Annotated in this window: 14 protein-coding genes and 1 pseudogene; 12 read left to right on the top strand and 3 right to left on the bottom strand. The window is 34.2% G+C overall.

Annotated features, from left to right (window positions below):
* Positions 1 to 10: 10 nt before the first annotated feature.
* From addB to IKV95_RS07445, 4 genes are all read left to right on the top strand, one after another.
* Positions 11 to 3,493: a helicase-exonuclease AddAB subunit AddB gene (gene addB / locus IKV95_RS07460; RefSeq protein WP_287451593.1), complete on the top strand. Its 3,483-nt coding sequence runs from the start codon at positions 11 to 13 to the stop codon at positions 3,491 to 3,493.
* Complete coding sequence (gene addA / locus IKV95_RS07455; RefSeq protein ID WP_162917908.1) at positions 3,483 to 7,178, top strand: helicase-exonuclease AddAB subunit AddA; 3,696 nt, start codon at positions 3,483 to 3,485, stop codon at positions 7,176 to 7,178. Before addB ends, addA begins: the two co-directional genes overlap by 11 nt.
* 138 nt (positions 7,179 to 7,316) lie before the next feature.
* Positions 7,317 to 7,436, top strand: a complete 120-nt coding sequence (locus IKV95_RS07450) for a putative metal homeostasis protein (RefSeq protein ID WP_197714266.1) — start codon at positions 7,317 to 7,319, stop codon at positions 7,434 to 7,436.
* 33 nt (positions 7,437 to 7,469) lie between these two features.
* Positions 7,470 to 7,850: a hypothetical protein gene (locus IKV95_RS07445; RefSeq protein WP_287451591.1), complete on the top strand. Its 381-nt coding sequence runs from the start codon at positions 7,470 to 7,472 to the stop codon at positions 7,848 to 7,850.
* Positions 7,851 to 7,934: 84 nt separating this feature from the next.
* On the opposite strand, the gene IKV95_RS07440 is transcribed toward IKV95_RS07445, so the two are convergent.
* Complete coding sequence (locus IKV95_RS07440; protein WP_069120832.1) at positions 7,935 to 8,765, bottom strand: Cof-type HAD-IIB family hydrolase; 831 nt, start codon at positions 8,763 to 8,765, stop codon at positions 7,935 to 7,937.
* Positions 8,766 to 8,947: 182 nt separating this feature from the next.
* Here IKV95_RS07440 and IKV95_RS07435 point away from each other — a divergent pair, with 182 nt between their 5' ends.
* The 7 genes and pseudogenes from IKV95_RS07435 (at position 8,948) to IKV95_RS07405 (ending at position 15,894) form a co-directional block, all read left to right on the top strand.
* Positions 8,948 to 9,256 carry a metal-sulfur cluster assembly factor gene (locus tag IKV95_RS07435; protein ID WP_029091591.1) on the top strand — a complete coding sequence of 103 codons (309 nt, stop codon included), beginning with the start codon at positions 8,948 to 8,950 and terminating at the stop codon, positions 9,254 to 9,256.
* A gap of 542 nt (positions 9,257 to 9,798) precedes the next feature.
* Positions 9,799 to 11,661 (top strand): annotated as a pseudogene (nrdD, locus tag IKV95_RS07430) (anaerobic ribonucleoside-triphosphate reductase); the annotation flags it as partial.
* Positions 11,654 to 12,199, top strand: coding sequence for an anaerobic ribonucleoside-triphosphate reductase activating protein (gene nrdG / locus IKV95_RS07425; RefSeq protein WP_152792215.1), 546 nt, complete (start codon positions 11,654 to 11,656; stop codon positions 12,197 to 12,199). The pseudogene nrdD and the gene nrdG, both read left to right, overlap by 8 nt.
* 76 nt (positions 12,200 to 12,275) lie before the next feature.
* Complete coding sequence (locus tag IKV95_RS07420; RefSeq protein ID WP_029091594.1) at positions 12,276 to 12,791, top strand: thioredoxin domain-containing protein; 516 nt, start codon at positions 12,276 to 12,278, stop codon at positions 12,789 to 12,791.
* 104 nt (positions 12,792 to 12,895) lie between these two features.
* Positions 12,896 to 14,053, top strand: a complete 1,158-nt coding sequence (locus IKV95_RS07415; protein ID WP_069131495.1) for a VanZ family protein — start codon at positions 12,896 to 12,898, stop codon at positions 14,051 to 14,053.
* Between the two features lie 430 nt (positions 14,054 to 14,483).
* The gene (locus IKV95_RS07410) at positions 14,484 to 15,146 is read left to right on the top strand and encodes a hypothetical protein (protein WP_069125890.1); all 663 of its coding nucleotides are present in this window, start codon (positions 14,484 to 14,486) and stop codon (positions 15,144 to 15,146) included.
* 244 nt (positions 15,147 to 15,390) lie between these two features.
* Positions 15,391 to 15,894 carry a QueT transporter family protein gene (locus IKV95_RS07405; RefSeq protein ID WP_069120753.1) on the top strand — a complete coding sequence of 168 codons (504 nt, stop codon included), beginning with the start codon at positions 15,391 to 15,393 and terminating at the stop codon, positions 15,892 to 15,894.
* A gap of 202 nt (positions 15,895 to 16,096) precedes the next feature.
* On the opposite strand, the gene IKV95_RS07400 is transcribed toward IKV95_RS07405, so the two are convergent.
* On the bottom strand, positions 16,097 to 16,495 hold the full coding sequence (locus IKV95_RS07400) for a DUF4430 domain-containing protein (protein WP_069125888.1): 399 nt from the start codon (positions 16,493 to 16,495) through the stop codon (positions 16,097 to 16,099).
* Between the two features lie 779 nt (positions 16,496 to 17,274).
* Positions 17,275 to 17,628, bottom strand: a complete 354-nt coding sequence (locus IKV95_RS07395) for a DUF3139 domain-containing protein (protein WP_029091598.1) — start codon at positions 17,626 to 17,628, stop codon at positions 17,275 to 17,277.
* 346 nt (positions 17,629 to 17,974) lie between these two features.
* On the opposite strand from IKV95_RS07395, the gene IKV95_RS07390 reads away from it, so the two are divergent.
* Positions 17,975 to 19,314 (top strand): Clp protease N-terminal domain-containing protein (locus tag IKV95_RS07390; protein ID WP_287451589.1); only part of this gene is annotated, 1,340 nt, incomplete at its 3' end.

Genomic DNA, 19,314 nt, shown 5'->3' with positions numbered 1-19,314 from the left:
GTGACTCAGTGTGAGTTTAGAATGCATAATTGGAAGAAGCGGTAGTGGTAAAACAACGTGGATGATTGAACAAATTATCGCGAGAACGAATGCTTATCCAGATGAAAATATCTTTATTATTGCGCCAGATCAAATGACTTACCAAATAGAACATGCGTTGTTAGTGCATCCTAAAGTAAAAGGCTTACTAAATGTGCAGGTTTATAGTATGAACCGTTTAGCATGGCGTGTCTGTCGTGAAACAGGAGGATTAGCACAAACATACCTATCGAGTAATGGTTTAAATATGCTGATAAGAAAACTTTTAATGACGCGTGCTTCAGATTTATCTGTCTTTAGTAAATCAGCCTTAAAAAAAGGTTTTATTTCGCAATTACATGATACTTTTAGAGAGTTTAAGCAATATGAAGTGACCCCAGAAGTCATTCAAGCTGTCAAAGAAAATCAATTACCACTAAGTATTGATTTAAAAGATAAAATTACAGATATCGATAAGATATATCAACACTATCTAGCTGCAACTGCCGATAAATACCTTGAAACAGAAGATTATTTATCGTTGCTTGTAGAGGCAATCCCACAATTTAAAGAATTCGATAATGCCAGCTTCTTTATTGATGGTTTTTTTGAGTTTTCTCCCCAAGAATACAGTGTATTAGAACAACTATTAATTGCTGGTAAAAAAATGACAATGAGTTTTACAATGAATCCAGATGATACAACAAACAGTGTCAGTGATTTAGATTTGTTCCAATTACCTAAAGAAACATATCGAAAAATGAATGAAATAGCACGTGTTCATTCGATTGAAAGAGACGCTGATATTTATCTTGAAAACAACTTTCAAAAAGAACAATTGAAAGTTATCGAAGCAAATTTTGAAATACAGTCGGAAAAGCATCACGTTGATGATGAGCAATTACACGTTACAACAGCCAATAATCGTCGTGCTGAGGTTGAAGGAATTGCACGTGAGATTAGGCGATTAATTGTGCATCATAACTACCGTTACAAGGATATTGCTGTTTTTATTAGAAATGAGGCATCTTACACAACCTTTTTACCTGCGGTATTTAAAATGCATGAACTGCCTTTTTTTATCGATGAAGCTAAAAAGATGGCAAATCATCCCTTGATTGAATTATTGAGAGGTAGCTTAGAAGCCATCACAAAAAACTTTAATTATGATGCGATGTTCCAAATTGCTAGAACGGAGCTATTTGTGCCACCAAAAATAATGCCAAAAGTTGGACGTCAACGGATAGATGAATTAGAGAATTATGTCCTTGCACGCAACTATTATGGGAAAAAGTGGTTTGATCAAGACGAATGGATTTATCGACGCTCACAATTTTCTGGGGAAGAAGCAATTCAAACAACCTTAGAACTTGAAAAACAAGAACAAATAAATACCACTCGAAAATGGCTAACGGTGCCATTACAAACTTTAAATAAACAATTGAAACAAGCAACAAATGTCCGCGAACAAGCTGCGGCGTTGTTTTATTATATGGAAGAATTACAAGTCAGCGAGCATCTAAATCGTTGGCGAACAGAAGCCCAAACAAAAGGGACTGTTGAACAAATGCAAATGCATGAACAAGCGTATAAGGCGAGCATACAATTGTTAGATGAGATTGTAGAAGTTATGGGTGATGAAAAACTGAGCATTACTCAATTGCGTGATGTATTGGATTCTGGTTTTGAAGAAATGGAATTTACTGGTTTACCACCGACAATCGATCAAATTACAGTCGCTAATATTCAAACGTCTCGCGTACTTAATGTTAAAGCTGCATTTGTATTGGGTTTTAATGATGGCGTTTACCCAACAAGAGGAAGCGATAAAGGTGTCTTTAAAGAAGACGATCGTCAAAAATTAGTAGATTCAGGACTTCCGATTCAATTAAGTGCGCGTCAACAATTAGCTCAAGAAGATTTTTACGCCTATAGAGCATTAACCTCTGCAACAGAGCAGCTTTATATTAGTTTCCCGATTGCTGATGAAGAGGGGCGCAGTCTGTTAGCATCTCCTTACTTGAGAAGATTACAGCAGATGTTTACAACACCAATACATCAACAAACATATCTTTCTGATATGACAGAGTTGCCTGAATTTGAGCAATTTCCTTACATTGGGCATCCAAAGGCAACGCTGAATTATTTAATTGCACAGATGCAACAATTGAAAATAGGTGGACACATCGCGCCTATTTGGCAAGAGGTCTATAATTGGTTTACTATAAAAGAAAATGAATATTATAGCATTGCTAAACAAGCCTTAACTAGTTTAAGTTATGAGAATGTCGCACAACCGTTGGCAGCAAAAACAGCGAAAGATTTATTTAATAATGATATTACAGCAAGTGTTAGCCGCATGGAGAAATTTTTTGGTTGTCATTTTTCTCACTTTGCCTCGCACGGGTTGAAGTTACGAGAAAGAGAAGTATATCGTTTGGAAAGTGTAGATATCGGACAGATTTTCCATAGCGCAATGGAAGATATTAGTCAAAGACTCAAGGAGAATGGCATTGAATGGGGAAGTTTGACTGCCGATGATATTAGTCAATTAGCAAAAGATGCAATTGCAGTTTTACGCCCAGTCTATCATTATGAAATTTTATTGAGCTCAAACAAAATGGGCTACATTTCACATAAATTACAAGCAATTATTGAAAAAGCAGCACAAGCCTTAAATGAACAAGCACGTAATAGTAAATTTAGTCCCTCTAATTTTGAAGTCGGTTTTGGAAAAGAAGAAGTAATACCTGCATTAACACTACCGCTAAAAGAGGGAACTATTTCTTTACAAGGGCGTATTGATCGTATTGATGTTGCTGATTATCAGGGGCAAAATTATCTGCGGATTATTGATTATAAATCAAGTGACCGTGCAGTTGATTTTACTGAGGTATATCATGGGATAGCTTTACAAATGCTCACTTATTTAGATATTGCTGTAACTAATGCTGCAAAACTAGTGAATGCACCTGCTGAAGCTGCAGGGATGATGTATTTCCATATGCATAATCCTTTTATTGAATATAAGCAAGAATTGAAACAAGAAGACATTGAAAAAGATATGCTAAAAGAGTTTAAAATGGATGGCTGGGTACTTGATAATAAAGCCATTGTAGAAATGATGGATACAACGCTTGAACCGGGTAAAACTTCGACTACAATTCCAGTCAATTATGTGAAATCAGGTGATTTTGGCAGCCGTTCTAAGGTTTTATCAGAGCAAGAATTTAATGTTTTACGAGGATTTGTAAGAAAACAATATCAACAAGGTGGTAATCTTATTTTGCAAGGTGATGTGGCAATAAATCCTTACCAATTGGATTCAAAAACACCTTGTCAGTTTTGTGATTATCGTTCTATTTGTCAATTTGATGTCGCGAATGATAAAAATAGTTACCGTGTAATTGAGAGTGACAAACAAGCAGATGTGCTTAAGAAAATGGGAGAGGAGCTTGAACAAAATGACAAATAATATACCACCCAAACCTCCAGAAGCCCAATGGACTGAAGCACAATGGCGTGCAATCCACACGACAGGGCAATCAACACTAGTTGCCGCTGCTGCAGGGTCTGGAAAAACAGCGGTTTTAGTTAATCGTGTAATTGAACGCGTTAAACATCCAACAACACCTATTGATATAGATGAGATGCTTATTGTAACTTTTACTGAAGCAGCAGCAGCTGAGATGAAACAACGAATTGGTGCAGCATTAGAAGAAGAGATTGAAGCATCACCAGAACGTAAAGATTTAAAGCGTCAAATAAAACTATTACAACACGCTTCTATATCTACAATGCACAGTTTTTGTAGTCGTTTAATTCGTGATTATTACTACCTTTTAGATTTGGATCCAACATTCAGGCTGCTCGATGAGATTGAAGGTGCACTTTTAAAGGAAGAAATAATTGAACAGTTGCTAGAAGAAGAATATGCACGTGAAGAGAACGCGGCTTTTTATCAATTAATTGATAGTTATACGAGCGATCGTAGTGATACAAAGCTGTACCATTTAATTCTAAAGTTAAGTAATATTGCTTTGGCTCAGCCAGAACCACAACGATGGCTTAATCAACTGACTGATACCTATAATGCTGAACGCTACCCTACAATTGATAGTCTGCCTTACTATAATTATATTAAACGTGATATTATTACGAGTTTGGAAGCAGCACGTGCTTATTTACAACAAGCACTCACAATTGCAGCAGCTCATGTTGTAGGAGAGAAATGGTATGCTTTTTTAGAGACTGAGCAGCTAGTTTTAAACAGCTTAATTGAACATGTCCAAACGAAGAATTTTGCGGAACTTCAAACACTTTTATCAGATGTTAAATTTGGTAGAGCGCCAGCGACGAAAAAAACAGATGAAGTGGACCATGATGCGATTAAAAAAATTATTAGTTTGCGTGATGCAACTAAAAAACAACACAAAGGATTGCTTGAAAAATGGTGTCAACGTTCAGCAGCTAGTTTTATTGCTGATTTTGAAATTTTACACCCGCAAGTCGAAAAATTAGCTGAAGTTGTGCAGACATTTATGTCAGCTTACCAAACTGAGAAAAAGGCTCGATCAGTGTTGGATTTTAGTGATTTGGAACACTATGCACTAGAACTTTTGGGTTCAGTGAATGATCAAGGTGAATTTGAACCAACAGAAATCGCTGAAAACTACCGTCAAAAATATGCTGAGATTTATACAGATGAATATCAAGATACAAACAAGGTACAAGAAACGTTACTTTATTTGGTTGCAAAGCCAGAGGGCACAAGTGAAGGTGGTAATCGCTTTATCGTGGGGGATGTTAAACAATCGATTTATCGCTTTCGTTTAGCAGAGCCTGAGCTATTTATAGAAAAATATAATCGTTATCCCGTAGAGCCGGACACAAGTGGTTATCGCATTGATTTATCACAAAATTTCCGTAGCCGCGAAAACATAATAGATTCCACGAATGCTTTATTCTCACAAATAATGGATGAAACATTTGGTGAAATTGCTTACGACGAAGCAGCTGAATTAAAACGTGGTGCAAATTATAAACCGCGTGCTGATGACGATATCGCAACTGAAATTGTTTTGATTGAAGGTGATTATGAAGCAACAGAATTAGAAGAATCAATGTATTTGGGTACCAATCATGAAAAAGAAGCGGATATCGTTGCTCAAAGGATTAAAGAGATGATTGCTAATGAACATGAAATATTTGATTTGAAAAAGCAGACGTACCGTTCAATTAGGTATGATGATATTGTCATCCTAGCACGATCAATGACTCAAGCGGATATATATGAACGTACATTCCAAAAATATGAACTGCCAATTTATGCAACTACCAATAGTGGCTATTTTGAATCAATCGAAGTAATGACGATGATGGCTGTTTTGAAAGTAATAGACAATCCTTATCAAGATATTCCATTGGCAGCAGTCTTACGCTCACCGATTGTTGGTTTGACAGAAGAAGAGCTAGCTAAAATTCGATTAGCGGATACAAAAGGGAATTATTATGATGCGTTGTTAGTAGATGCTAGTGAAGAAAGTGTGTATCAAGCTAAAGTGAAATTATTTATTGAACGTTTAGAAAATTGGCGTCAACAAGCACACCAAATAACGACAGCAGATTTAATTTGGCAAATTTATGAAGAATCACATTATTATGATTATGTTGGCGGTTTGATTGGTGGCCGACAAAGACAGGCTAATTTACGAGCCTTGTATGATCGTGCGCACCAATATGAACAAACATCTTTCAGAGGACTCTTCCGCTTTATTCGCTTTATAGATAGATTACAAATCAAAGGAAAAGATTTAGGAACGGCTAAAGCTGTTGGGGAACATGATAATGTCGTTCGAATGATGACAATTCATAAAAGTAAAGGACTTGAATTTCCAATTGTATTTGTTGTTGGTTTAGGAAAAGGCTTTAATCGTCAAGACATCAATAGTTCTGAATTGGTGGATAAAGAGTTTGGTTTCGCTTCAAATCTGGTGCGTTTAGATACACGAACGAAACAGCCTACAATTGCACAATATGCTTTTCGCAGTAAACAAATGCGTGCTTTGCAAGCAGAAGAAATGCGTATTTTATATGTTGCATTAACCCGAGCAAAAGAAAAATTAATATTAATTGGTTCGGCTAAGAAATTAGCTAAAACGATAGAAAAATGGGCAACGGCTCGACAATATTCTGAGGTTGTTTTGCCAGAATTTATGCGTGCTTCAGCAACCAGCTATTTAGATTGGATAGGGTTTGCTTTCAGCCGCGATACTAGTTTCACTGAACAGTTTCCAGATTATTCAGGAGGACATCAATGTAGCTTCGAACATGCTCCTACTATTAAATGGACCACTTATACGACCTTAATGAAAGAGCGGGAAATCAAAGAATCAGCTGGGAATGAATGGTTAGAAGCTACTCATTCAATGTCACCGTTAAAAGATGTCACAATTAGCCCAGCGGTATCTGAGTTGTTAACGTATCAATACGAAGCTCAGGCAGCGACCAGAATACCATCAAAAACAAGTGTGACCGAAGTTAAGCGATTAATGGCTGAGCGTGAAATGGCAGGTATTACTACGTATAGTGAGCAAATAGCACCGATTTCATTAGAGCGTCCTCGGTTCTTACAAACCAAGAAAATGAAGGCGAATGAAATAGGGACAGCGATGCACAGTGTGATGCAGCAAGTACCCTTAACTGAAAAACCAACTTCGTTAAGCGTTCAAGCGTTATTGACTGATTTGGTTTTGAAAAAAACCATGAAGCAAGAAGAGGCCGATGTCATTAATGTTCCACGTGTTGTACACTTCTTTGAAACGTTTTTAGGTGAACTTACACTGACGAATAAAACACGACGTGAAGTACCGTTTATGTATCTAATAAATGCAAAAGAAATTTATGAAACGGAAACAGCTGAACAAACAATTGTCCAAGGGATTGTGGATTGTTTAGTCGAAACTGAAGATGGTTTAATCATCATTGACTACAAAACAGATCGCATTATTGGTGAATGGGAAAAAGTCTCAGAATCGTACCGTAAGAAGTATGAAGTGCAGATTAACCTATATGCAGAAGCGATTGAAGCAGCAAGCGCACGACCAGTCGTAGCGAAATATTTATATTTCTTTGATGGTGGCCATATTGCAGAATTATAAGAAAAAGGAAAACACGAAGTGTGTTTTCCTTTTTTTATATTAAAATATGCCGTTATATAGGTTATGTTGACAGCGAATAATACACATGTTAGTATTTAAAACGTAATCATTACGATTTAAAAAGAGAGGAAGATGACAATGAAAAAAGATTTGGCTACTGCGTATCGTGAATTGAAAAGTCCAAATATTAAAACACGCAAACGTGCTTTGAAAGTGATAAAAGACTTTAAACGAGAGAAAAAACTATTGAATCGTTAAGTAATCGATTGAGATAAAAAGGGGGTGGTGAGTATGCGTGCAATTTTTGACTTAGAGAATACGTCAATTATAATCTATCAAGCACATACTAATGAAGAAGGCTACTATGTGTTATTGACAGATGTCTATGGAGGCTCATTTTTAAATCATTTTTTTGATCGTTCTTCAGCAATTCAGTACGCATTTAATGAAGCGTTGTTATGGTATGAAAATATACTTGAAGATTTTTTAGAGATGGATGAAACTGAGCCATTAACAGCAATCGACTATATTACAATGGCGAAATACCCCTTAACTTTATTGCAACCGTATATTGAATTTGAACAGGACTGGGAACGTTTTAAAGGTCGTGTTCGCTTAAAAGAAATGAGTGCTCTTTATTGGCGAAAAATGATGCAAGCAAAACAACAATAAAAAAACGTTTGAATGAGTAATGATATGATTCATTCAAACGCTGTTATTTATATAAATGAACTATTTGTTGATGAGACACTTATTTTATCCAAAAAAAGCTTTCTTTTTGAGATTTAAGTACTCTGTTAAGAATTGTGCAATACCGTGTTCTTCATTAGAAAGTGTTACAGTATTTGCAATGCGTTTTGTTTCAGCATCAGCATTCCCCATCGCAACACCAAGACCGGCTTCATCAAGCATTTCCCAATCGTTGTCGGCATCACCAAAAGCAATGACATCGTTCATCGTGAAGCCTAAATCTTTTGCTGCGTGACGTAATGCAACAGCTTTATTTAAACCAGACTTAGTTAATTCAAGATATTCATAGGGTTTCCCCCAACTACGGTGTTCAATAATACCAGAAAAAGCATCATCTAGTTGTTTTTTGATAAGTTTAAGTTGTTCATTTCCAGCTGAAAACATGATTGCTGTTGGATCATTAGTAATTAATTGTGTAAGCTGACCGAAGTGAATAAAGCGAGGATCCGAATCGCGCATGTTTTGAGGTACTGATTCATCATCACGCAAAATAAACGCAGAATCATTAACTTCAGCAATGACATTATTCAGCTCCAAACTTTGTGAAAAATCGAATAGCTCATGAGCTGTTTTAAGATCAATATTTTGGCGATAGCCTTTATAGTTTGGTTGTTTAGGATTATGTAAATAAGCACCATTAAAGTTAACGATTGGCGTATCGAGTTGTAATTCATCGTAAAAATGTTTGCTCATTCGATAAGGTCGCCCCGTCGCAATCATTACTGTATGACCTTGCTCACGAGCAATTGCCAGTGTTTGTTTAGTTTCTAATGAAATTGTTGCATCATTTCGTAATGTTGTGCCATCTAAATCGATAGCAATTAATTTTTTTGTCATAATCGTATCCTTTCAGATTGTGCATCAGAATTTATTAGCGATTGTTATAAGATTAACAAGTTGCTATCTATTATATTGCCATATTAATGCTGAATCAGCAAGTAATCAAAGATAAAACATGCGTTCATTCGGTGAATTTGTTATAATAGTTTCAGATAAAGAGGTGATTTATGATGGCAGAAATGACAGAGGAATTACAGGATAGTATACTGGCTTGTTTAGAACAAGTAATCGACCCTGAATTAGGGATTGATATCGTTAACCTGGGATTAATTTATGGTGTAGATATCGATGATGAAGATATATGTACGGTTACAATGACCTTAACATCAATGGGTTGCCCATTAGCAGGTATTATTGTTGAACAGATTGAAAGCGCTCTGGAGGATTTACCTGAAGTTAATGATACAGTGGTTAACGTCATTTGGGATCCACCTTGGACAAAAGATAGAATGTCGCGTTATGCAAAAATTGCATTAGGTATTCGCTAATAACACTACGAACTAATCGATTGTTTTAAATAGTTATTGAGCTGGCCACACTTTTGTGTGGTTTTTTTTGAGTCTTCACAATTGTGAATGAATGGTTTTTTGGAGTTATTGGTGTAACAGAAGAAAACATGAATAATTTTCATGGTAGAATGAACAACCGTTATTATTATAGAGTTTGTATAAATTTACATACAGACAAAGAGGATGTTGTTTTTTTAAAATTGTCATTTAATATGAATCTAATAGAGCATCAAAATAGTAAAACAAGCCGGTTTACAGACTAATTCTGTAGGCCTCTTTTATTTGGAAAAGTTGTATCTCCCAAATAAAGAGCTGATTTGGTTCACTTGTTTGACATAATATTGTTCAAAGTAAAAAACATACTGCAAGTTTCCCCTCTTTTTGTTAACCAAATAGTAATAAAATACCGACAGTTTTATGACTAACCATTTAAATCGAAATGAAGATAACAACAATATGATAGTCTAAAACTAGATTAAAGAATGAACCAGTTAAAGTGACGGAGGGATAGTATGGGAAACAGAAAGCGATTTAGGCCTTTAGAACAAGATATAAAAAAATTGTGGCGCCAAGAAAAAGCAATTGTAAATGAAAATGCTAACAAGGACAGTACAGTTTTTAATACACAACGAGATTTAACAGCAGGGATAGTTGCCAAATATTACGCAATGCGATACCAACTGCCAAAAGAAGTCGCATCGGCACATGAGGCAGGTGATATTCATTTCCATGATTTAGATTATCAACCCTATCAACCCTTAACAAATTGTTGTTTGATTGATATTGCAGGGATGTTAGAACATGGCTTTCAAATCGGTAATGCGAGTGTTGAACCGCCACATTCCATTCAAACAGCAGCAGCACAAATAGCACAAATTATTGCAAATGTATCCAGTTCTCAATACGGTGGATGCTCTGTGGATCGTATCGATGAAATTTTGGCACATTATGCTGAATGTAATTATGAAAAACATTTGGTTAAGGCGAGTGAATGGGTTGACCCAAGTCGTCGTGATGAATATGCGCTTAGTTTCACAAAAAAAGATATATATGATGCGATGCAAAGTCTAGAATATGAGATTAATACATTGTATTCAAGCAACGGTCAAACACCATTTGTTACATTGGGATTTGGTTTAGGAACTTCTTGGATAGAAAGAGAAATTCAGCGTGCTATTTTGAATGTGCGTATGGGTGGTTTAGGTAAACAAAAACAAACTGCTATTTTTCCAAAATTAGTGTTTAGCCTTAAGCGTGGTGTTAATCTCAATGAAACGGATGAAAATTATGATATCAAACAATTGGCATTAGAATGTTCAGCGAAACGCATGTATCCGGACGTATTAAACTATGATAAGTTAGTGGAAATTGCTGGTGACTTTAAAGTACCTATGGGCTGCCGCTCATTTTTACCAGCTTGGAAAAATAAAGAAGGACAACTGGTTAATGCGGGCCGTATGAATTTAGGTGTTGTCACGCTAAATTTACCGCGTTTGGCGATTCGTTCTGATGGAGATAAAAAATTGTTTTGGAAGTATTTTGAAGAGCAGATGATTACTATGAAAACAGCATTGTTTTATCGCATTGAACGTACAAAGGAAGCGCGACCTGAAAATGCTCCGATATTGTATCAGCATGGTGCCTTTGGCGAACGTCTAAAGAAATCAGAAAATGTTGATGAGCTCTTTAAAGATGGACGTGCAACTGTTTCAATTGGTTATATTGGACTTTATGAGGTTGCCGCTCATTTTTATGGTGCAAACCCTGAAAAAAATAAAAAAGCAAAACATTTTATTCTTACTATTCTCGAAAAACTGAATGAATATGCAGATGATTGGAAAGCTGAATCAGGTTATTGGTTTAGTATCTACTCAACACCATCTGAAAGTTTAACCGATCGTTTTAACCGTATGGATAGAGAAAAATATGGTGTTGTGCCTTTTATAACAGATAAAGATTATTATCAAAATTCGTTTCATTATGATGTGAGGGAAAGTGTATCAGCATTTGATAAAATTGATTATGAGAAAGACTTTGCACCATTAACATCAGGTGGGTTTATACATTATTGTGAGTATCCGGTTTTAGTCCATAACTTAAAAGCATTAGAAACTGTTTGGGATTATGCCTACGATAGAGTTGCCTACTTAGGAACAAATACACCAATCGATAAATGTTTTGAATGTGGATTCGAAGGAGAGTTTAAGCCTACAAAAGAAGGCTTTGAATGCCCAGAATGTCATAATACAAATCCATTGACTTGCGATGTTGTAAAAAGAACCTGTGGTTATCTCGGAAATCCTGCCAAAAGACCGATGGTTCATGGACGTCATGATGAAATAATTCATCGAGTCAAACACTCAGGAGGGGATTTTATTGAGTAAAAACAAACAATTTTTAGCGGAAGATTTTAGCTGTCAACGTATTGCAAGTTATCAACCCTTTAATGCAGTTGATGGAGAAGGTATTCGTTGTAGTGTCTATGTTTCTGGTTGTTTGTTTAATTGTAAAGGTTGTTATAATAAGGTGGCTCAATCATTTAAGTATGGTGAGCTCTATACTGAAGCGCTAGAAGAGAAGATTTTGACTGACATTGGGCACGAAGGTGTGCAAGGGTTATCTCTATTAGGTGGTGAGCCATTTATGAATACACAAGTGTGTTTAAGTTTAGTGAAAAAACTAAGAGAACGGTATGGTTTAACACGTGATATTTGGATATGGAGTGGTTATACTTACGATGAACTGTGCAACGAGAGTGAGGATAAACAAGAACTTTTAAGTTATTGCGATATCCTAGTTGATGGGCAATTTATTCAAGAGTTATTCAAACCTAATTTAGCCTATCGGGGTAGTTTAAATCAGAAAATAGTTGATGTCGTGAAAAGTAAAATTTCAGGTGAAGAAGTTTTATATAGTATTTGATAGGCAGTTTGATAGAACTAAAAGACGTAACCCCTTATAATGAAGTTAAATAGAATTTTAATGGGGGAATGATTTAATGACAATTACAAAATTTTCAGATGTAGGTTTACATGTCGGTCAAGCCGATGCACCAGTTAAGGTTACCAGTTTTGTAAACTTTCGATGCCCATTCTGTGCAAGTTGGCATTTTAAAGCTAATAATGTATTAGATAAATATGTTAAAGCAGGACAAGTAGAAGAAATAATAAAATTTTATGATAAACCAAAAGAAACATTAGAAATTGGAAATCATGCGCATCATTTTATTGATTACAATGATCCTGAATCTGAAAAAATTGTTAACTTGTTATTTAGTTCGCAAGATGAGTGGGGGAACCTTTCGAAAGAAGAACTTACTACTTATTTTGAAGAAAACTTTGGTTTGAAAGAGCTAGAAAATCATCAAGAGGCAACCAATTTAATAATTGCTGAAGCAAACGGTAATAATGTTAAAACGGTGCCTACTATTTTTATAGGCGATAAAGTATTTGATTCTCAAGTTTCACCAGAAGAGTTAGTTGAAACAATTGAAGCTTTATTGGCAGAAAAATAATGAATGACTCAGCCTTATCAACGGTAAAACGTTGATAAGGCTTTTTTTTATACCCGTATATTATGGTATGATAACAGTAACAAAAAAATTTGGAGGAATACTTCATGGAAGCCTATATTACACCAATAAAGATTGCATTGTTAACCTTTCCATTCATCGCGTTTTTGCTATCATTGCCATTTTTAATACATCAATATCATAAATATGGAGGCTTTACTTTTTGGCGAGCTTTTATTATTTTTAGCTTTATTTTCTATTTAATGTGTGCTTATTTTTTAGTGATATTACCTTTGCCTTCACAGGCAGAAGTAAACGAATTAACAACCCGAAGGGTACAATTTATCCCCTTTCAGTTTGTAATTGATTTTGTACGGGAGACCGTTTTTTCTTTTTCACATCCAAGAACCTATGCAGAGGCTCTTAAACAAGGCGTGTTGATACAACCGCTGTTCAATTTATTACTATTATTACCTTTAGGTGTTTATCTTCGTTTTTACTTCAAGCGTTCATTTAAATTTGTGATATTAGCCGGCTTTTTTACAGCGCTCTTTTTTGAATTAACACAGCTCTCAGGTTTATATGGTATCTATTCACGTTCATATCGTTTATTTGATGTGGATGATTTGATGTTGAATACTGCAGGTGCTTTATTAGGTTTTGCCATTGCTCCGGCGATAACCTTTTTTATACCCGATGAAGAACGTTTAATTAATACCGCCTATTCACGTAGTCATCGTGTGAGTTATTTGCGACGCTTCATTGCATTTATGATTGATTGGACAATTATTGCCATCATCGCGGTTTTTGTAACTATTGGTGGAGAAGCTATCTTTGTGTCTAATGTAATATATGAATTTAGTATTCTTAACATATTGCGATATCTTATGACAATCATCGTTTTTTTCGTTATCATACCTTACTTGACTAAGGGGCGTACACTTGGTAAAGCAATCGTTCATCTTAAAATTGTTAATGATTTAGATCAACCCCCTTCACCCAATCTTTACATGGTAAGGTACGGGATTTTGTATGGTTTAATTTTCACAAATATTAATTTAACAGTAACGATGCTAGACTTAACAGGAACTTCGAATCATTTAAATTTATTAAATTATTTAATAATAATATCATTCTTCTTTACGCTAGTGTTTGCAATTCATTTACTAATGAGTAAATTACGTAAAAATGAACCGCTTTTTTATGAAAAAATAAGTTATACCCATATGATGAGCTCATTTAGCTTGTTTAAAAAGAAACGTTAGATATAATCAAAATTATATGAAGTGTGATTTAAAAGCTAGTGTTTTGCTAGCTTTTTTATTTATTTTTTTGCGAATTAAGATGTCTTTAAAAAAGAAACGAGCTTTATAAATGAAAGAAATGTTGTAATTTTGTTTCACAAAATAGCCATTTGACGGTGTGTTCTTATGAAATTAAGTTTCGGAGAAAAAACAGCTGTTTTTTTAGGTTATTGAACTGTTAAAAAGGAGGGGATCGAAATAGGGAATTACTCCCCTTAATCTCAAATTGATAATATACCAAAATAGTTATTAAACATCATAACTTACTTTTTGTTAGTTTTTTCCTTGAGTATATATCCTCATTTTACATGTAAAGTGTATCTTTATGGTTAACTTATGTGGTATTTTTATATTTAGTAAAAATAAATAGCGTCAAGTTAGGGGTATGGTTATGAAGGGGAAAGTTATTAAAACAGGGATTGCGGTTGTCATCAGTATTGGTTTGTTCGTAGGGGGAGCAGCTATTAGTGGGGCAGACAAAACAATAAATTGGGGAAAAGAAGGGGAAATCACTTCAATTTATGCAGCATTGAGTACGTTAGATGGTAAATTAGGTATCAAACAAACAGAATTAAAAACAGCTAAGGATGCTTTAGTAGCAGCTGAAGCAGCATCTAAAACAAGTAAAACAGAATTAGATCAACTGAAACAAACAAATGACTCATTAAAATCACAAGTTTCAGAATTAACTGCTACTGTGTCACGTAAAGATGCCGAGGTACAACAAAAAAATGGCGAAATTCAACAAAAAAATGGTGAAATTCAACAAAAAATAGCTGAAATTCAACAAAAGATTGAAGAAGGTAACCAAAAAGTTGCAGCAAAACAAAAAGAGTTTGATGCAAAACAAGCAGAATTAAATACAGCAAACGAAAAATTAGCTGCAGCTACGCAAACAATTGCTCAGTATACAACTGATAAACGTAACTTGCAAACATCTTTAGAAAGTTTAAAAGCTGATAATGATGAGACGAAAATAAAATTAGAAAAAGCACAAAAAGAAGTACAAGATTTGAAAGACTATGCATCTCAATTAGAAAACAAATATAAATAAGTACGCAAGACTGTTACTCCGATATTGCTTATTGCGATAAGAGGAGTGAGGGTCTTTTTTTATGGAATAAAATAAAGGTTTGTTAAGTCTTTTCCGTATTTTATAAGAATAAAATGAGTACTTGAGTTTAGCGAACGAAACCGTTACAATGGGAAAGGCTATTGATTTAGTTATTATGCAGAATGCTCTGCACGCAGTTTATTGATACCATCCTGCGATACAAAAACTAGGAGGAATATGAATAATGAAAACAAAAACATTGGCGATAAGCGGCGTTTTAGCGGCTATATACGTCGTTTTAACTCTTTTGAGTGGACCATTTGCTTATGGCTGGGCACAATTTAGGGTTTCTGAAATGATGAACCATTTAGTAGTTTATAATAAAAAATATTTTCCGGCTATTATTATTGGTGTTATTGTTGCTAATTTCTTTTCATCAAATGGTTTAATTGATCTTGTATTTGGTGTAGCACAATCTGTCGTTTCTTTAGGACTGATTATTTTCATAGCAAAATTCATCAAGAATAAACTGCTGTTAATGGCAATAAACACTGTGATATTTGGAATAACAATGTCTTTTGTTGCCTTTATGTTAAAAATTATAGGTGTGCTAGGCGATGCTAATATGGCATTTGGATTAGCTTGGTTCTATATGGCACTCGGTGAAATGGCTGTCATGTCAATTGGTATGTTAGTGATGTACTTCTTGAATAAACGAATTGATTTAAGTAAAGCAATAGAAAAATAAAAGCTTGTAAATAAGCGATATTAATAACATCTGAAATTACTATGGAGAAAGTCTCTGTAGTAATTTTTTTTATGAATCAGGGTATAGGTATTCTATAAGGTATTATTGTAATCATTTGTTATAGAAGACAGTAAAAAAGTCTTACAATAATTTATTGTAAGACTCAGAATATCATAAATATGTTTATTCAGTATAAGAAATGTTACGATGCACTTAAATCCCAAACGATTTTATCGCCATCTTTAAGTTTAGTTTCGTTAGCACCGACCATTGCAGGTGTTCCATTGACATCATAAATCCAGTAACAATCTTTAGTATTTTCTTTAGCATTATCTTGCTCTTTACCAGCAATACTAATGATTAGGCCATTATCCAATTCAAGCTTAAAATTGTCATTCATTGCTGTTTGCAAATCTGTCTTGTTTTTTACTTTAATTTCTTTGCGTTCAAACTCCTTGTGTTTTTCTTTCAAAATAATTGTAACGTCGATATTTTTATCAGTCGATGAATTATCGTTCTTTGCTCCAGTTGCTGAATTACCACAACCAATAACTAATGAAATGATGCTTAAGTATAAGAATAAAGCTAATATTTTTTTCATTAAATCCCTCCTATGAGATAAACGTTTATCAATTAAGTATAGTTGAGATAACAATTGCATACAATAACTGGGGACTAATACAACAAATTAAGATAAATAAAGGATGCAATGAAATAGGCATTTTTCCGTAGCTTAAACTTGTCATTAAAGCCTTTTAATTGATCAAACAAAAAAACAACAACAAAAATGTCTTAGTTGTTGTTTAAACGGTAAGATTAAACTAATTACTTCTCGTTAGACCTGTGATCGAATATCACGTAAAATTGCGAGCACTATAAAATAAATAGGACAATATATCACAATTATCAAAACAGTATTACTGATGTCGACTCCAAAATAGAATATAGAAAAAAAGGCGATTAATAGGCCCAGACATAGCGTATTTAATACTATTTTAAAAAACGTTAAATGTTGATTTATTTTAAAGTAATCGTGGATGAAAAATAGTATACAGGCAGTAGCAGTTAAAAGGACAGCAGTAACAAGCGGAAAATCTGTAAATAGCATTAAATAAAGCACGCTAACAATTCCAAGGATAACCATACGAAAAAGTGTTTTTTTCAAATCATATCGCTCCATTTCGTGAAAATTAGTGTTGAATAAATATGCTAAGTTATAACAAAGATTAATGTAAAACAAAGAATGCAATGATTAATTGAAATAAAACCACTGAAGATAAAATAACAAATAAAAGTAATGCAAATTTAAATGCAAAAATAAAATTGTTTTTTAAAGTTGATAAAAGCATGCTGTTTCACTCCTTTTAATATAGTATATCATTATTTAATAATGATTTTTTTTATGTCATAAATACTTGAATGTTTTGGCGACTTATTTTTAGAGTTAAAGGATGTGATTGAAATTTGAAAAGGCACAGCTTTACGTGAATGTGAATAAAAATAGGTATAGACTGTGTTAACATCGTCTTTAAAAATTATCTCAGAATAGTAAACATCCCTATTTCTATCTTTTTTAAGTTTTGTTTGCCGTAGAATATCATTTCTATGTAATCCTTGTTTGACTATAGTACGATTTATTTCTTTCATTGCTTCATACTCATGAAATTTGAAAAAATAGAGATAAGAAAGCACCATTAACATAATCAGAACACTAACTTTTATTTTGTTATCCATTTAAAATACAGTCTCCTTATAATATAATTCCGTTCTTTGTTAAAAGTATAATATAAGCAATTAAAGGAGTAACGCACTCATTAGTTGCGCAACTGTTAATTGTGGTTGCAAACAATGATCAAGTGTTTTTCCCAGGAAATAAAGCAAAGGTAACGCCGAATTTTTTTGACTTGAAATAACTCATAGCGGTAATTTAAAAAGTATCATAAAGATTTTTAAAAGCTGTATTTTTCAACGCCACCACCAAAATTTAAAAATAATTTGTTGGAAAAATAAGTGTTTTTTATTGATTACTGACCTATTTTGACTTATAATTGATTTATAAATTAAAGAAGAGGTGATGATCTTGGAACCGAATAAAATGACAAGTCAAGTTCAATCTGATATCGCAGAAGCACAACAAATAGCAGTAACGCGACAACATCAAACGATTGATATTTGGCATTTATGGTTAGTCTTTATCACATCTAATGAACTTGCAAAACGTATCTACACAGAATTAAATATTGATTTAAAACAAATTGAGAAATATCTTAATGAACAATTAGATAAACAACCAATTGTGACTGGTAATAGTGTAACTTACGGACAGCAACTTTCAGGCGATTTGTATGAAGTGCTAGCTGAAGCCAACAAACACAGAGAAACCTTAGAAGATGCCTTTTTATCAACAGAACATTTTCTATTAGGTTTACAAAGTATGACTAAAAATGAATTAAAAAAGAAATTGAATTTAAAAACAAAAGAACTACAGGCAGTAGTTGATAAAGTCAGAGGGGGGAAACATGTTATGAATCAAAACGCAGAACAAACATATGAAGCACTAAGTAAATATGGTATTGATTTAGTAGAGGCTGTTCGTGCTGGTAAAATTGAGCCAGTTATCGGACGTGATACTGAAATTAGAAATGTAATCCGAATACTTAGTCGTAAAACAAAAAATAATCCTGTATTGATTGGAGAACCAGGTGTTGGTAAAACAGCTATTGTTGAAGGCTTAGCAGCACGTATTGTTCGAAAAGATGTACCGGAAAACCTTAAAGATAAAACAATATTCTCTTTAGATATTGGTTCTTTAATCGCCGGTGCTAAATACCGTGGTGAATTTGAAGAACGACTCAAAGCAGTGTTGGAAGAAGTTCAAAATAGTGAAGGGAATATCATACTCTTTATTGATGAGATTCACACGATTGTTGGTGCAGGTAAAACTGACGGAGCAATGGATGCGGGGAATATGTTGAAACCGATGTTAGCACGTGGTGAATTGCATTGTATTGGTGCCACAACATTAGATGAGTACCGTCAATATATTGAAAAAGATGCAGCGCTAGAGCGTCGTTTCCAAAAAGTATTAGTACCGGAACCATCAGTTGAGGATACAGTATCAATTTTACGTGGATTGAAAGAACGTTTTGAAATCCATCATGGTGTTAATATCCACGATAATGCGCTAGTATCAGCAGCAACATTGGCTGATCGTTACATTACCGATCGATTCTTACCAGATAAAGCCATTGACCTTGTTGATGAAGCTTGTGCAACCATTCGTGTTGAAATTGACTCAATGCCAAATGAGTTAGATGAAATAACGCGTCGTGTGATGCAACTAGAGATTGAGGAAGCAGCACTTGAACAAGAAAAAGATGATGTGAGTGCAACTCGTTTAGATGTATTACGAGAAGAGTT

Source organism: Brochothrix sp. (genome assembly GCF_017549435.1).
Taxonomy (GTDB): domain Bacteria; phylum Bacillota; class Bacilli; order Lactobacillales; family Listeriaceae; genus Brochothrix; species Brochothrix thermosphacta.
The sequence above is the reverse complement of the archived record's forward strand: the minus strand, read 5'-3'. Positions and strand labels throughout refer to the sequence as shown.

Excerpts from the sequence above, each read along its gene's own strand:
- IKV95_RS07415 (WP_069131495.1), top strand. The coding sequence starts at position 12,896 with ATGGAAGCCTATATTACACCAATAAAGATTGCATTGTTAACCTTTCCA.
- IKV95_RS07395 (WP_029091598.1), bottom strand. The coding sequence starts at position 17,628 with ATGGATAACAAAATAAAAGTTAGTGTTCTGATTATGTTAATGGTGCTT.
- IKV95_RS07445 (WP_287451591.1), top strand. The coding sequence starts at position 7,470 with ATGCGTGCAATTTTTGACTTAGAGAATACGTCAATTATAATCTATCAA.
- IKV95_RS07420 (WP_029091594.1), top strand. The coding sequence starts at position 12,276 with ATGACAATTACAAAATTTTCAGATGTAGGTTTACATGTCGGTCAAGCC.
- IKV95_RS07405 (WP_069120753.1), top strand. The coding sequence starts at position 15,391 with ATGAAAACAAAAACATTGGCGATAAGCGGCGTTTTAGCGGCTATATAC.
- IKV95_RS07450 (WP_197714266.1), top strand. The coding sequence starts at position 7,317 with ATGAAAAAAGATTTGGCTACTGCGTATCGTGAATTGAAAAGTCCAAAT.
- addA (WP_162917908.1), top strand. The coding sequence starts at position 3,483 with ATGACAAATAATATACCACCCAAACCTCCAGAAGCCCAATGGACTGAA.
- IKV95_RS07435 (WP_029091591.1), top strand. The coding sequence starts at position 8,948 with ATGACAGAGGAATTACAGGATAGTATACTGGCTTGTTTAGAACAAGTA.
- IKV95_RS07440 (WP_069120832.1), bottom strand. The coding sequence starts at position 8,765 with ATGACAAAAAAATTAATTGCTATCGATTTAGATGGCACAACATTACGA.
- IKV95_RS07410 (WP_069125890.1), top strand. The coding sequence starts at position 14,484 with ATGAAGGGGAAAGTTATTAAAACAGGGATTGCGGTTGTCATCAGTATT.
- IKV95_RS07400 (WP_069125888.1), bottom strand. The coding sequence starts at position 16,495 with ATGAAAAAAATATTAGCTTTATTCTTATACTTAAGCATCATTTCATTA.